This is a genomic window from Amycolatopsis sp. (genome assembly GCF_035546795.1).
Taxonomy (GTDB): domain Bacteria; phylum Actinomycetota; class Actinomycetes; order Mycobacteriales; family Pseudonocardiaceae; genus Amycolatopsis_E.
In genome coordinates this window covers 1-12,872 of record NZ_DASZWC010000037.1, presented here as the reverse complement: position 1 = coordinate 12,872, position 12,872 = coordinate 1, and the positions used below count along the sequence as shown (strand labels likewise).

Annotated in this window: 15 protein-coding genes and 1 pseudogene; 5 read left to right on the top strand and 11 right to left on the bottom strand. The window is 71.4% G+C overall.

Going from position 1 to position 12,872, the window contains the following annotated elements:
• The 3 genes and pseudogenes from VHD82_RS21505 to VHD82_RS21495 all read left to right on the top strand — a co-directional run.
• Positions 1 to 297 (top strand): annotated as a pseudogene (locus VHD82_RS21505) (short chain dehydrogenase); the annotation flags it as partial.
• The gene (locus VHD82_RS21500) at positions 294 to 947 is read left to right on the top strand and encodes a TetR/AcrR family transcriptional regulator (protein ID WP_325706649.1); all 654 of its coding nucleotides are present in this window, start codon (positions 294 to 296) and stop codon (positions 945 to 947) included. The pseudogene VHD82_RS21505 and the gene VHD82_RS21500, both read left to right, overlap by 4 nt.
• A gap of 154 nt (positions 948 to 1,101) precedes the next feature.
• Positions 1,102 to 1,275 (top strand): hypothetical protein, encoded by a 174-nt coding sequence (locus VHD82_RS21495; RefSeq protein ID WP_325706646.1) that lies wholly within the window; start codon positions 1,102 to 1,104, stop codon positions 1,273 to 1,275.
• On the opposite strand, the gene VHD82_RS21490 is transcribed toward VHD82_RS21495, so the two are convergent.
• From VHD82_RS21490 to VHD82_RS21460, 7 genes are all read right to left on the bottom strand, one after another.
• The gene (locus VHD82_RS21490; protein WP_325706643.1) at positions 1,256 to 2,638 is read right to left on the bottom strand and encodes a purine-cytosine permease family protein; all 1,383 of its coding nucleotides are present in this window, start codon (positions 2,636 to 2,638) and stop codon (positions 1,256 to 1,258) included. The genes VHD82_RS21495 and VHD82_RS21490 overlap by 20 nt on opposite strands.
• Positions 2,639 to 2,672: 34 nt before the next feature.
• Positions 2,673 to 3,614 carry an isopenicillin N synthase family dioxygenase gene (locus VHD82_RS21485; protein WP_325706640.1) on the bottom strand — a complete coding sequence of 314 codons (942 nt, stop codon included), beginning with the start codon at positions 3,612 to 3,614 and terminating at the stop codon, positions 2,673 to 2,675.
• Between the two features lie 19 nt (positions 3,615 to 3,633).
• Positions 3,634 to 4,686: a DUF2332 domain-containing protein gene (locus VHD82_RS21480; RefSeq protein WP_325706637.1), complete on the bottom strand. Its 1,053-nt coding sequence runs from the start codon at positions 4,684 to 4,686 to the stop codon at positions 3,634 to 3,636.
• Positions 4,687 to 4,688: 2 nt separating this feature from the next.
• Positions 4,689 to 5,138: a nucleoside deaminase gene (locus tag VHD82_RS21475; protein ID WP_325706634.1), complete on the bottom strand. Its 450-nt coding sequence runs from the start codon at positions 5,136 to 5,138 to the stop codon at positions 4,689 to 4,691.
• Positions 5,139 to 5,142: 4 nt separating this feature from the next.
• Positions 5,143 to 6,243 carry an epoxide hydrolase gene (locus VHD82_RS21470; protein WP_325706631.1) on the bottom strand — a complete coding sequence of 367 codons (1,101 nt, stop codon included), beginning with the start codon at positions 6,241 to 6,243 and terminating at the stop codon, positions 5,143 to 5,145.
• A 62-nt stretch (positions 6,244 to 6,305) separates the two neighbouring features.
• A complete protein-coding gene (locus tag VHD82_RS21465; protein ID WP_325706628.1) occupies positions 6,306 to 7,091 on the bottom strand; it encodes an SDR family oxidoreductase in 786 nt (261 codons plus the stop codon).
• Positions 7,088 to 7,840: an SDR family oxidoreductase gene (locus tag VHD82_RS21460; RefSeq protein WP_325706625.1), complete on the bottom strand. Its 753-nt coding sequence runs from the start codon at positions 7,838 to 7,840 to the stop codon at positions 7,088 to 7,090. Before VHD82_RS21460 ends, VHD82_RS21465 begins: the two co-directional genes overlap by 4 nt.
• Before the next feature lie 116 nt (positions 7,841 to 7,956).
• Here VHD82_RS21460 and VHD82_RS21455 point away from each other — a divergent pair, with 116 nt between their 5' ends.
• Positions 7,957 to 8,568 (top strand): TetR/AcrR family transcriptional regulator, encoded by a 612-nt coding sequence (locus VHD82_RS21455; RefSeq protein ID WP_325706621.1) that lies wholly within the window; start codon positions 7,957 to 7,959, stop codon positions 8,566 to 8,568.
• Positions 8,569 to 8,596: 28 nt separating this feature from the next.
• Here VHD82_RS21455 and VHD82_RS21450 read toward each other — a convergent pair whose 3' ends face one another.
• Genes VHD82_RS21450 through VHD82_RS21435 form a run of 4 tightly spaced genes read right to left on the bottom strand, consistent with a single transcriptional unit; the run spans position 8,597 to position 12,502 of the window.
• The gene (locus VHD82_RS21450) at positions 8,597 to 10,354 is read right to left on the bottom strand and encodes a cation acetate symporter (protein ID WP_325706618.1); all 1,758 of its coding nucleotides are present in this window, start codon (positions 10,352 to 10,354) and stop codon (positions 8,597 to 8,599) included.
• Complete coding sequence (locus VHD82_RS21445) at positions 10,351 to 10,701, bottom strand: hypothetical protein (RefSeq protein ID WP_325706616.1); 351 nt, start codon at positions 10,699 to 10,701, stop codon at positions 10,351 to 10,353. Before VHD82_RS21445 ends, VHD82_RS21450 begins: the two co-directional genes overlap by 4 nt.
• On the bottom strand, positions 10,698 to 11,462 hold the full coding sequence (locus VHD82_RS21440) for a LytTR family DNA-binding domain-containing protein (RefSeq protein WP_325706613.1): 765 nt from the start codon (positions 11,460 to 11,462) through the stop codon (positions 10,698 to 10,700). The genes VHD82_RS21445 and VHD82_RS21440 overlap by 4 nt, the downstream gene beginning before the upstream one ends.
• A complete protein-coding gene (locus VHD82_RS21435) occupies positions 11,459 to 12,502 on the bottom strand; it encodes a sensor histidine kinase (RefSeq protein WP_325706611.1) in 1,044 nt (347 codons plus the stop codon). Before VHD82_RS21435 ends, VHD82_RS21440 begins: the two co-directional genes overlap by 4 nt.
• 134 nt (positions 12,503 to 12,636) lie before the next feature.
• Between VHD82_RS21435 and VHD82_RS21430 the strand changes: the two genes are divergently transcribed.
• Positions 12,637 to 12,872, top strand: a 236-nt coding sequence (locus tag VHD82_RS21430; RefSeq protein ID WP_325706608.1) for an acetyl-coenzyme A synthetase N-terminal domain-containing protein, incomplete at its 3' end; no start/stop codon positions are given.

Sequence of the window (12,872 nt, the reverse complement as noted above, 5' to 3'; positions counted from 1 at the left end):
TCCGCGGAACTGCGGGCGCACGGCATCGCGGCGAACTCGCTGTGGCCGCGCACCACCATCGACACCGCGGCCGTGCGGAACGTGATCGGGGCCGAGGTGGCCCAGCGCAGCCGGAAGCCGGAGATCATGGCCGACGCCGCGTACGCGGTCCTGACCAAGCCCAGCCGCGACGTCACGGGGAACTTCTTCCTCGACGACGAGGTGCTCGCCGCCGAGGGAGTCACCGACCTCGCGAAGTACCGGCTGTGCGAGCGCGAAGAGGATCTGCGGCTCGACTTCTGGGTGGAGCGGTCCTGAGCACCCCGCGCGAACCCCAGCAGGAGCGCAGCCGCACCACGCGGCGGCGGCTGATCGAGGCCGCCGTCGAATGCCTCGGCGAACTCGGCTGGGCCGGCACCACCGTCTCCGTCATCGCGCAGCGGGCCGGGGTGTCGCGCGGGGCGGCGCAGCACCATTTCCGCACCCGCGAGGACCTGGTGACGGCGGCGGTCGAGTACGTCGGCGAGGTGCAGGTGTCGCAGCTGCGCCGCCAGTCGGCCGAACTGCCGGCGGGGGAGTCGCGGATCGAACCGGTCGTCGACATGCTGCTCAACCTCTACGGCGGGCCGATGTTCCGGGCGGCGCTGCACCTGTGGGTGGTGGCCGCGGCCGACGAAGCGCTGCGCGCCACGCTGGCCCCGCTGGAAGCCAGGGTCGGGCGAGAGGCGCACCGGGTGGCGCTGGAGCTGCTGGGGGTGGACGAGTCGCATCCCGGGGTGCGGGAGATGGTCCAGGCCACCCTCGACCTGGCACGTGGGCTGGGCCTGGCGAACCTGCTCTCCGACGACACCAGACGCCGCCGCCGGATCGTGCGGCAGTGGGCGAAAGTACTGGGTACGACGCTCCCGGAACCGGGTGGCGGGGTCACGCGTCCTACTGAGCGCGAAGTCACGGGTATCTCACGTTGACGTAGCGTCTCTGTTCCAGTAGCTAACACCAACGGAGCAGTGAGCGATAACTCAGTGCAAGCAGATTCGCCCGAGGGGGTTGATTCCGGTGTCCGATGACTTGTCCTACCGCGCGAGATCGATACTGAGGGCAGTGGCCGACGGCCGTGTTCGCATGTCCAGCAGCTGCGAGCCCGACCTGTTCGTCGACGGTGTGGCGTGCTGCGACCAGATGACGGCGCACGCGCTCGCCCACGGCGGCTACCTCCGTCCGGCCGAGGACGGGGCCACCGCGGAGCTGACCGCCAGCGGCCGGGCCGCGCTCACCGTCACGGTCGCCGCTGCCTGACCTCGCGGCCGAGGAGGGCGTAGAGCCCGCCTGCCACGACGAAGCCGACGAAGAACGTGATATCTCCGATCGCCGGCACCGCCTTGGGTACCGGCGCCGTGTAGAGCGACTGGTTCGCGAACAACGCGATCGACGCCACCGCGCCGAAGGCGAAGGAAACGACCCCCGCCCAGCCCCGCCGCGACTTCTCGGGCGGCAGCCGCCCGGCGTCGGCGCCACGGTGCAGGAACTGGTCCACGAACACCACCGCCAGCCACGGGCTGATCCAGTACGAGATCACCAGCAGGAAGTTCTCGTAGGCCGACCCGGCGTCGGACAGCCCGAGCCACGCGAGCACGAACCCGATCGCCCCGAACCCCAGCGCGACGATCGCCCGCCGCCAGGCCAGTGGCAGCCGGATCCCCAGACACAGGAATGCCAGCGCGCCGGAGTACACGTTGAGCGCGTTCGCGGCGACAGCCCCCAGCGTGATCGCCAGCAGCGTGACCGACGCCAGCCAGCCCGGCATGTGCCCGGTGAACGCCGCCGTGGGGCTCCCGCCGCCCCCGCCACCGATCGTCGCCGAAGCCGCCCCGGCCGCCATCAGCACACTGCACGACACGAACAGCCCGAGTCCCGCGAACCATCCCACCGCCCGGCCGCTGACCGACGACGGCAGATAACGCGTGTAGTCCGCGGCGTAAGGATTCCAGCCCGCGGAGTAGCCGAACGCCGCGCCCACGGTCAGCAGGAACCCGCCGACGCCACCGCCACCCGAGGGCGCGCCGGCATCGGCCTTGGCGAAAATGACCACCGTGCCGACCAGGAAGACCACCGCGAGTACGGCGAAGATGTAGCGCTCGTAGGCCTGGACCAGATTGTGCCCGAAGAACGCGATGCCGATCTGCAATGCCACCACGATGGCCAGGCACGCCGGTGCGGGCAGGCCGGTCAGCGTGTTGAGGGCGAACGCGCCGCTCACGCTGTTGACCGCGAACCAGCCGATGCCGGCCGTCACCGACATCAGCGCGGCGGGCAGCAGATTGCCCCAGAACCCGAAACCCAGACGGCTCAGCACCATCTGTGGCACCCCGTACTTCGGCCCGCGCGCCGAAAGCACGGCGTGTGACAGCGCGCCGAGCCCGTTGCCGATCAGCATCGCGATCAGTGCCTGCCAGAAGCCGAGCCCGAACGCCGACACCGCGAGCACCCCGACGAAGATCGTCGCGAACTCCAGGTTCGGCGAAGACCACGTCCAGAACAGCTGATGTGGCTTGCCGTGCCGGCCGGCCGCGGCGACCGGCTCGATCCCGCCCGGTTCCACCGCGACGACGCGATCGCCGTACTCGCCCGGATGCGCCGGGGCCACAGGTTCCACCGCCATCAGGGAAAGGTAGGCCCGCGATGTTTCCGGCGGGTTAGGAAACGGTGATGGCGTCGAGCTTTTCGCGCAGGTAGGCCGAAGCGACGACCGGCGGATGAGCGCCTCCCAGCGAGTGGATCTCCGCGTCGTGGTCGGTCTCGTAGAAGAAGATCAGCGACACCAGGTCCTCGTCCGGGGCGCTCGCGTGCGGCGGCAGCACCCGGTGCCGGGTGGAGCGCCAGCGATCGCCTGTCCAGCGGGCCATCAGATCCCCGATGTTGACGGTGAACGCGGCCGGGTCGAACGGCGCGTCCGCCCATTCCCCGGCACTGGTGCAGACCTGCAGCCCGCCGACCCCCGCCTCCCGGTCCAGCACCGTGACCGTGCCGAAGTCGGTGTGCGGACCGATCCGGAACTGCCCCTCCCCGGGCTCGCCCACCCTCGTCATCGGTGGGTACCAGTTGATGTTGAAGGTGTACGTGGGATGCGTGGTGTGCCGCGTGAAGTACGCCGGTTCGAGCCCGAGCGCCGCGGCGAAGATCGTCAGCAGCCCATCGGAGAGCGCCCGCATCCGCGCCATGTACTCCCGCGCCGTCGCCGCCAGCTGGGGCACTTCGGCGGGAAACACGTTGGGCTGGAACCAGAACTCGTCGACCGCCGGGATGCCGACCTGCTCGTCGGCGCCCACCGAATAGGACTCCTTGAGATCGGGCGGTGTTTCGGTGCCCTCGGCGTAGCCGTTCGCCTCGGCCCCGGGCGGCAGCCAGCCGCGCCCGCCCACCGACACCGCGTAGCGCGCCTTGACCTCTTCGGGCTGCGCGAAGAACCGGCGGGACAGCTCGCGTGTGCGGGCGCGCAGCTCGTCCGGGACGCCGTGCCCGGTGATCAGCAGGAAACCCGAGTCCCGCAAGGCTTCGTCGACTTTCGCGGCGACCCCGGCCCGTTCGCGGGGCCCGCCGTGGAACCACGGCGTGAGATCGATCAGCGGTACGGCCACGGCTGCCTCCCTGGGTGTGTCACCTGGAGTCTGCCAGCCACGCCAGCAACCGGCCCCGTGACCAGCAGCGGCCGGCAGACTCGACGTGCACGGCCGGGCCGTCGAACACCGCCAGCCCGATGATGCTGTGGCCGGACGCGCGGCGATCGCCGAACGTCGGAATCGCGGGCGCGACGCCGACTCCCTCCGCCGACACCCACGCCACCGGTCGCCTGGCCGCCACTTCGTCCAGGCGGTGCAGAAAGCGAACGCGGGCCTCGAGCGAGAAACGCGACAGCGCCCACGTCGTGGTCACGACTGGCAGGGCCTCCGCGGGTACCGCGGCGATGGCGTCCGGAAGCACCTCCACGGCGTCACCGCGCACAAGGACCGGGGGAGCGGTCGCCGCCAGCGCCATCTCCGCGTCGAGCGTCGCGACCCGCTCCGGGGGCAGGCACGCGCGCAACCACCGCGCGTCCTCCGCATCGGTCACGTCGAGCGGATCGACGTCGACGCCGACCCTTGCGACGACTTCGGGAATCGCCGTCCCGGGGACTGGCCGTTCAGCCACGATCGAACACGACAGCTGCACGGGAGAAGCCGGATCGCCGAGCGATTGCCCGTTGCTGTAAGTGATCCCGGCGCGATCGACGTTGAGGTTGAGCCCGGCCGCGCGGCCCAGGTCGATCAGTCCGACCGTGTTCGCGCCTGCCCGGCGCGCGGCCTCGGCGATGGCCGGGTACAGCACGGCGCCGCGTCCGTTTTCGTTGGTCCGCAGCGCCCGGCGCGCGGCGATGGCGGCGATCGAATCGGTCATCCGCACCAGCGTGTCGGTCGCCGCGCGGGCGGCGGCCTCGCCGTCCCCGGCCGCATACGCCGCGGCGAGCGCCGGGGCGCGCCCGGCGAGCGCGAGGTCGTGCAGCGCGGCGAGGATCAGCGCGGGTTGCCGCTTGCGCGCCGGCGCCGCCTCGATGGCGCGCAATGCCTCGCCGGACTCGCTCAGCGCGGCCGCGACGCGTTCGTACAGCGGCGAAGTCCCGTCGACCTCGCCGAATTGCCGGTACACCTCGGCGAGCGTGCGCGTCCGGCCCACCGCTACAGCGTCCCGATGTCCTCGAACCACAACTCCGGGCGTTCGGCGATGAACTGCTCCATCAGCGCCACGCACTCCGGATCGTCCAGCACGGTGATGCCGGTGCCGTGCTCGGCGAGCCACTCGTGCCCGCCGGAGAACGTGCGCGCCTCGCCGATGACCACCTGGGAGATCGCGAACTGGCGGACCAGGCCGCTGCAGTACCAGCACGGCGACAGCGTGGTCACCATGATCGTGTCCCGGTAGTGCGGCCGCCGCCCGGCATTGCGGAACGCCGCCGTCTCGGCGTGCATCGACGGGTCGCCGTCCTGCACGCGCCGGTTGTGCCCGCGCCCGAGCAGCTCACCGTCCACAGTGAACAGTGCGGCGCCGATCGGGACGCCCCCTTCGGACTTGCCGAGGAGCGCTTCCTCACGGGCGACGGCGAGCAGCTGCGCTGGATCGGGGGTCATGAGCTCAGCGTAGCGAGCCGGCGAACTTCCGGATGTCGCCGACGAGCTCCTCGGGCACCTCCATCGCGGCGAAATGCCCGCCGCGATCGAACTCCGACCAGTGCACGATGTTGTTGGACCGCTCGGCCTGTGAACGTATCGGCAGCACCAGATCACGCGGGAACACCGCCACGCCCGTGGGCGTCGGCGAGGGCTCGGGCGCGCGGAACCAGGTCGCGGCGGACTCCTTGTAGAAACGCGCGGACGAACCCGCGGTGCCGGTGAGCCAGTACAGCATCACGTTGGTCAGCAGCTGGTCCCGGTCCACCGCGTCCTCGGGCACGTTGCGGGAATCGGTCCACTCCTGGAACTTCTCCACGATCCAGGCGAGCTGGCCGACGGGAGAGTCGGTGAGCGCGTACGCCAGCGTCTGCGGCCGCTGCGACTGCACCGCGCTGTAGCCCGAAAGTTCCCGCTGGTAGCGGGTGCGCCCGGCGACCCGGAGTTTCTCGTCGCCGGTCAGGTCGGCACCGGCGGCGGCGCCCGCGATCATGGTGACGTGCACGCCGAGGACGTGCCCGGCGTCGACCCGGCCCAGCTCGCGGGAGATGGGCGCGCCCCAGTCGCCACCATGCGCCACGTAGCGCTCGTAACCGAGGCGGCGCATCAGCTCGGCCCACGCCCGCGCGACGCGCTGCACGTTCCAGCCGGTTTCGGTGGTGGGCCCGGAAAACCCGTAGCCGGGGATGGAGGGCAGCACGAGGTGGAAATCCGCCGAGAGCGGTCCGATGATCCGCAGGAACTCGGCGACCGAACCGGGCCAGCCGTGCGTGACGATCAGCGGCAGCGCGTCCTCACGCGGGGAACGGACGTGCAGGAAGTGCACCCGCGCCCCGTCGATTTCGGTGATGTACTGGGGAAACTCGTTGAGCTGAGCCTCGTGCCGGCGCCAGTCGTAGTCGTGGCGCCAGTAGCGCGTCAGTTCCTTGAGGTACCCCTTCGCCACCCCGTAGCTCCAGCCGACGCCGGGCAGCTCGTCGGGCCAGCGGGTCAGGTCGAGCCGTGCGTGCAGATCGTCCAGCTGCGCCTGCGGGATTTCGATGCGGAACGGGCTGATCTCGGTCATGCCCCGACTTTAGGGGGAACCGCGGCCGGAACCCGGCCGCAAACGGGCCGGGTTCCGGGTTTTCAGGCTCCCGTGGCCTCTTCGATCTTGCGCTGCAGCTTGTTCATCCCGCCCAGCCAGCGATCCGGCTCGCTCGCGCGGCTCGCGTAGTAGCCGGCGACCTCGGGATGCGGCAGCACGAGGAAACGCCCGTCGGAGAACGATTCCAGCACCGTCTCGGCCACCTGCTCCGGCTCGATCGCCGACGCGGCCATCAGCAGTTCACCGCCCGTGCCGGTGCCGGCCAGCATGTTCGTGCGCACGCCCTGCGGGCAGACGGCCTGCACCACGATGCCGCGATGCTGGTACGTCGCCCGGAGCCACTCCGCGAACGCGAGCGCGCCGTGCTTGGTCACCGAGTACGGCGCGGAACCCAGCATGGTCAGCAGGCCCGCGGCCGAAACCGTGGCGAGGAAATGCCCGCGACCGCGTTCCAGCCAGTCCGGCAGCAACAGCTTCGCGGCCCGCACGTGGGCCATCACGTTGACATCCCACGCCTTCGCCCACAGATCCTCGGGCGCTTCGGGGCCGCCGTGCGGCGCGACGCCCGCGTTGGCGCAGAACAGATCGATCGAACCCAGCTCGGCCTTCGCCGTGGTGATCAGCTGCCCGACGCCGGATTCGGAGGCCGCGTCCACCGAGATCCAGCTGCCGCCGATTTCGCCGGCGACCTTGGCCGCGCCCGCTTCGTCGAGATCGGCCACGATCACCCGCGCGCCCTCGGCCGCGAACCGGCGGGCCAGCGCGCCGCCGATGCCGCCGCCTCCGCCGGTGACGACGACCCCGGCGCCCTTCAGCTCGGTGCTCACAGGCCGCCGCCCAGGGTCACGCCGCCGTCGAGGACGAGCGTCTGCCCGGTGATCCAGCCGGCGTCGTCGGAGAGCAGGAACGCCACCGCGCCGGCGACGTCCTCGGGCACGCCGAGCCGCTTGAGCGGGTACGCCGACGAGACCTGTTCCTCGCGGCCTTCGTACAGCGCGGTCGCGAACCTGGTCTTGACCACGGCGGGGGCCACCGCGTTCACCCGGATCCCCGGGCTCAGGTCCACCGCGAGCTCCTGGGTCATCCGGATCACCGCGGCCTTGGACACCCCGTACATGCCGATGCCCGGGGAGGCCCGCAGCCCGGCGATCGACGCGACGTTGACGATCGACCCGCCGTGCTCGCCCAGCCACGCGTCGCGCGCCAGCCTGGTCCACGCCAGCGGCGCGAGCACGTTCACCGCCAGGATCTTCGCCGCCGCCTCCGGGTCGACATCGACGATCGGCCCGTAGACCGGGTTGATGCCGGTGTTGTTGACCAGGTGGTCGAGCCTGCCGAAGGTCTCGATCGTCTTCGCGATCACCTCCTGCTGGTGCGCGGTGTCGTCGGCCCTGCCGGGCACCGCGATCGCCACGCCCGGGCCGCCGAGCTCGTTCACGGCCTCGGCCAGCGGCTCCGGCTTGCGCGCGGTGATACAGACCTTCGCGCCGCGCTGCACCAGCTCACGGGCGATGCCGAGGCCGATTCCCCGGCTCGCGCCGGTGACGATCGCGACGCGGTCCTTGAACGAGTTCACTGTGGTTCTCTCCTCCGATGCCGGGCAGGACTAAGCGCCCGCTTACACTGTTCGCAGCCGGTCCGCCGTGTCAAGTCGGTCTCCCCGGGCCGGTTCGATCCTGGGAGGATCCCGCGATGACCATCTCGTTGTCGGCCGAACTGTGGCCCGACGTCCAGCCCGACGCGGCACGGCGGCTGATGCTGGCCGCCGTGGAGTCCTTCGCCGGCCGCGGCTACCACGCGACGACCACCCGCGACATCGCCGCGGCCGCCGGCATGAGCCCGGCCGCGCTGTACGTGCACTTCCCGTCGAAGGCCGCGCTGCTGTTCGCGATCAGCAAGAGCGGGCACGAGCAGACGCTCACCCTCGTGGAGAGCGTGGCGAAGCTGGACGAGAGCCCCAAGGAACGTATCCGCAAGATCGTCGAGGACTTCGTCTCGTGGCACGCGCGGCGGCACACGGTGGCCAGGGTGGTGCAGTACGAACTGCAGGCGCTGCCCGAACAGGAGTACGCGGTGGTCGCCGGCCTGCGGCGGCGCATCGAGCAGCACGTGCGGGAGGTGATCGCCGAGGGGGTCGAGCAGGGCGAGCTTTCCGTCGGCGACCTGCGCACGGCGGCGCGCGCGGTGCTTTCGCTCGGGGTGGACGTGGCGCGCTGGTACAGCGACCGGATGGGCAAGACGCCCAAGGCGCTCGGCCGGGAGTACGGCGAGCTGGTGCTGCGCATGCTCGGCGCCACTGGCTGACCTCACCCGGCCCACGCTACCTCACATACTAAGCGGTCGGTAACCTCCCTGGGCGGGCTTGGCGGCGAGCGCGGCGGGTCAGGTCCGGGTCGGCGGGGCCCGGGTGGGGATCCGCGTCGAGCGCCCGGTCGCCCAGGTGCAGGCGGAGCATCGCGGCGCGGGACCACGACGGTGGACGGCCGGTGCGCGAGACCAGGACCATGACGGCGAAGGCGAGCGGCACCGCCCACGGCGCGGGGCGCGCGATCAGCACCGCGAGCCAGCCGTGCAGCGGAATCCCGCTCAGGGCGAGCAGAATCGAGCCCGAGACCGTCACCAGCCCGGTCAGCACCCCGGCGATCGCGCCCGGCGCGGTCAGCCGGGACCACCAGATGCCCAGCACCAGCAGCGGGCAGAAGGTGGCCGCGGCGACGGTGAACGCCCACGTCACCAGCACATCCGCGTCGATCGGCGCGGCGGGCAGCGCGAGCAGGACGACGGCGATCGCGGTGACGAACACCGCCGTCCGCAGCGTGCGCAGGCCGCCGGACATCAGGTCGTGCGCCGTCGCCCCGGAAACCACCAGCAGCAGCCCCAGCGAAGTGGCCAGGAACGCGGCGAACGCCCCGGCGGTGAGCAGCGCCGTGAACAGGGTGCCCGGCCAGCCGGTGTCCACCTGGCTCGGCAGCGCCACCACGGCGGTGTCCGTCGCCCCGGTCAGATACAGTTGCGGCACAAGGACTTTCCCCAGCAGCCCGTACACCCCGGGGATCAGGTAGAACACACTCAGCAGCCCGATGGTGATCGCCGCGGTGCGCCGGGCGGCGCGGCCGTCGGGGCTGGTGTGGAAGCGCATCAGCACGTGCGGCAGCCCCATCGTGCCGAGCACCGTCGCCATCAGCACGGCCAGCGTGCTCAGCAGGGGATAGCCCGTCCCGCCGATGTCGAGCAACGGCCGCTCCCACCCCGGCGCCCCCGGCAGACGCCCGCCGCCGGCCTGCGGGACCGGCGCTCCGGCGGGGAAGGTCACGCGCTGCCCGGAGCCCATCGAAAGCTCGCCGGGCGGATACACGTGCAAGGCACCGTCGGCGTCACGGATCGGGGTCGGCTCGCTGAGCTCCAGGCGCACGTCGACCTCGAAGGTGACCGTGGTGTCCTTGCCGAAATGGGTGAACTCGACCGGATGCACGGCCTCGGCGCGCACCGCAGGCCCGACGGTGATCACCAGCCACAGCGCCGGAACGACCAGCAGCACCAGCTTCAGCACGAACTGGAACGCCTGCACGTACGTGGCCGCGCGCATCCCGCCGAGCGCGAGCGTCACGCTCACCGCGGCGCCCGCGATCACCACGCCCACCCAGTACGGCGTGCCGCTCACCGCGCTGAGCACCAGGCCCGCGGTGCGGAACTGCGGGATGAGGTACAGCACCCCGATCACCAGCACCGTCACCGCGGCCAGCCGCCGCAGCGCGGGCGAAGCCAGCCGCGCCTCGGCGAAACCGGGCACGGTCAGCGCGCCCGAGCGGCGCAGCGGGGCCGCTATCAACGCCAGCATCACCAGGTACCCGGCGGTGAAACCCACGGTGTACCAAAGGGATCCGATGCCGTCCTTCACGACGAGCCCGGCCACACCGAGAAACGAGGCGGCCGAGAGGTACTCGCCGGACACCGCCGCCGAGTTCAGCACCGGCGAGATCCGGCGCGATGCGACGAGAAAGTCCGACGTGGTGCGCATCGTGGCCACACCGCGTGCCCCGATCAGCAGCGTGCACAGCACCACCGGCAGCACAGCGACGATCGCGATCACCGGTCGTCCTCGATCTCCTCGGCGCGCCGCAGCTGCCACGCCGAGAGCAGCACCATCAACGGGAACGGCAGCACGCCCAGCATCAGCCAGGACAACGGGAAACCCGCCAGCCGCACATGGTCGAGCCCGGGGAACAGCCGGAACACCACCGGGAGCCCGCACAACAGCAAGGCCGTCGCCGCCAGCGTGATCACCGCGGGCCGGCGCTGCCTGCGGTACGCCGACAACGCGCGGCCGGTGTCGTCCGCGTCCATCCGCGGCACGCGCCACGGCCCGCTCGCCCGGCGGTGCGCGTGGGCGAGCCTGGTCTGCGGGCTGGTGACGGCCACGCGCCGGGTGCGCGTCACCGGCCCAGCTCGCCGCGTTGTGCCGCGCGCAGCAGGCGCTCGCGCAGCTCGCGGGCGTGGCGGCGGCTGACCGGCACGTCCCCGGCGCCGGTGTGCGCCAGCACCCCGCCCACGGAATCGCTGCGCAGCTCCCGGACGGCGTGCAGGGCCACCAGGAAACCCCGGTGGATGCGGACGAAACCGCAGTCCTCCCAGTATTCCTCCAGCCTGGCCATGGGCATCCGCACCTCGTGCACGCCGTGGCGGGTGTGCAGCCGGACGTAGTCGCCGTGCGCCTCCACGAACTGCACGTCGTCCCGGTGCACGTAGCTGGTGCGCCCGTCCGACTCCACCGCCAGCGCGGTCATGGTGTCCACTGTGGACGGGACGACCCCGTCCGCTTCCGCGCGCAACGCGAGCACCATCCGGTTCACCTTCGTCAGCGCCGCGGCGAGGCGCTCAGCGCGGATCGGTTTCAGCACGTAGTCCACCGCGCCCACGCCGAAGGCGCTCACCGCGTGCTCGTTGTAGGCGGTGACGAACACGATCGCGGGCGGTTTGGCGAGCCTGGACAGCAGACCCGCCAGTTCGAGCCCGTCGAGGCCCGGCATCGCGATGTCGAGGAAGGCCGCGTCGAACCCGCCGGCCAGCAGTGATTTCACCGCCGCCAGCGGGTCGCCCAGCGACGTCACCTCGCCGACCTCCGGGGCACCTTTCAGCATCCGGGTCAGCTCGTCCAGCGCGGGCGGCACATCGTCGACCGCGAGCACCCGCAGGCTCATGGCATCACTCCAGGTTGGAATCGTGGCACCCGCACCACGACCTTCGTACCGGCGCCCGGCGCCGTTTCCACCACCAGGCCGAACCACGGCCCGTACACCGTCCGAAGGCGACGGTCCACATTGGCCAGTCCGACGCTGCCGCCGGTGTCACCCCCGGCGAGGATCTTGGCCACCAGCGCGGGATCCATGCCGACCCCGTCGTCCTCGACGCTGATGACGCAGTCGTTGCCCTCGGCCTCGCCGCGCACCTGCACCGTCCCGCTCCCGGCGCGCGGCTCGATGCCGTGCCGGATCGCGTTCTCCACCAACGGTTCCAGCACCAGGTACGGCACCGCGACGGCCAGCACCTCCGGCGCGACCCGCACCTGGACGCGCAGCCGCTCACCGAGCACCGCGCGCTGCAGGGCCAGGTACGTCTCGATGGCGTGGAACTCCTCGGAGAGCATGGTGTACTCGCCGTGCTTGGCGAGGCTGTACCGGGTGTAGTCGGCGAAGTCCAGCATCAGCTCGCGCGCTCTGTCCGGTTCGGACGTCACGAGCGAGGCGATCACCGTCAGTGCGTTGTAGACGAAGTGCGGGGAGATCTCGGCGCTGAGCGCGCGGAGCTCGGCCTGCGCCGCCTGGTCCGCCGAGGCCTCCAGCTTGCCCCGCTCCAGCGCCTGCCCGACGAGCGCGGCCGTCTCGCGCACCGCCGCCCCGGCCACCTGCCCGGCCACGAGCAGCACCCCGCCCAGTTCGTCCCGGATGTGCAGGGGGACCGCGATGATCCCGGATTTCTCTTGCGTGGCTTCGGAATGCAGCGCATCGTGGACCAGGGCCGCGGCCACCGGCTCGTCCCGCGGCACGCCGGCCCAGGTGGTTTCCCCGGACAGCGCGGCGAAGCCGGCGGCGTCCGCGCCGAGCAGCCGGCGGATGCGGCGCAGGGCCCGGCGGGCGCGCAGCGAGCCCGTGCCGTCCCGCAGATCCCGGGTGATCCGCCGGGCCGCGGCGAGGACCTGGGGCGTCGCGTCCCGGGCCCGGGTGCTCAGGCGGACAAGCATTTCACCCACCTCATCCTCGCCGACGTTCGGTCATCGATTGTAGGCCGACGCTCGTCAACCGTTCGTCCCGGTCTGGCTACCGTCCGTCGTGGACCCGGTGACGACCGGCACATCGGGGACCTATGTTCCGCCGCATGAGCAACGACGCCCTGGCGAACCTGTTGACGGAAAACCGGACTTTCCCCCCATCTGAGGGATTTGCCGCCAACGCCAACGAAAAGGCCGAATCGTATGAGCGTGCCGCTGCGGATCGTGAGGCGTTTTGGGGGGAGCAGGCGGAGCGGTTGTCGTGGGATACGCGGTGGTCGCGGGTGGTGGATTGGTCGGGGGCGCCGTTTGCGAAGTGGTTTGTGGGTGGGAAGTTGAATGT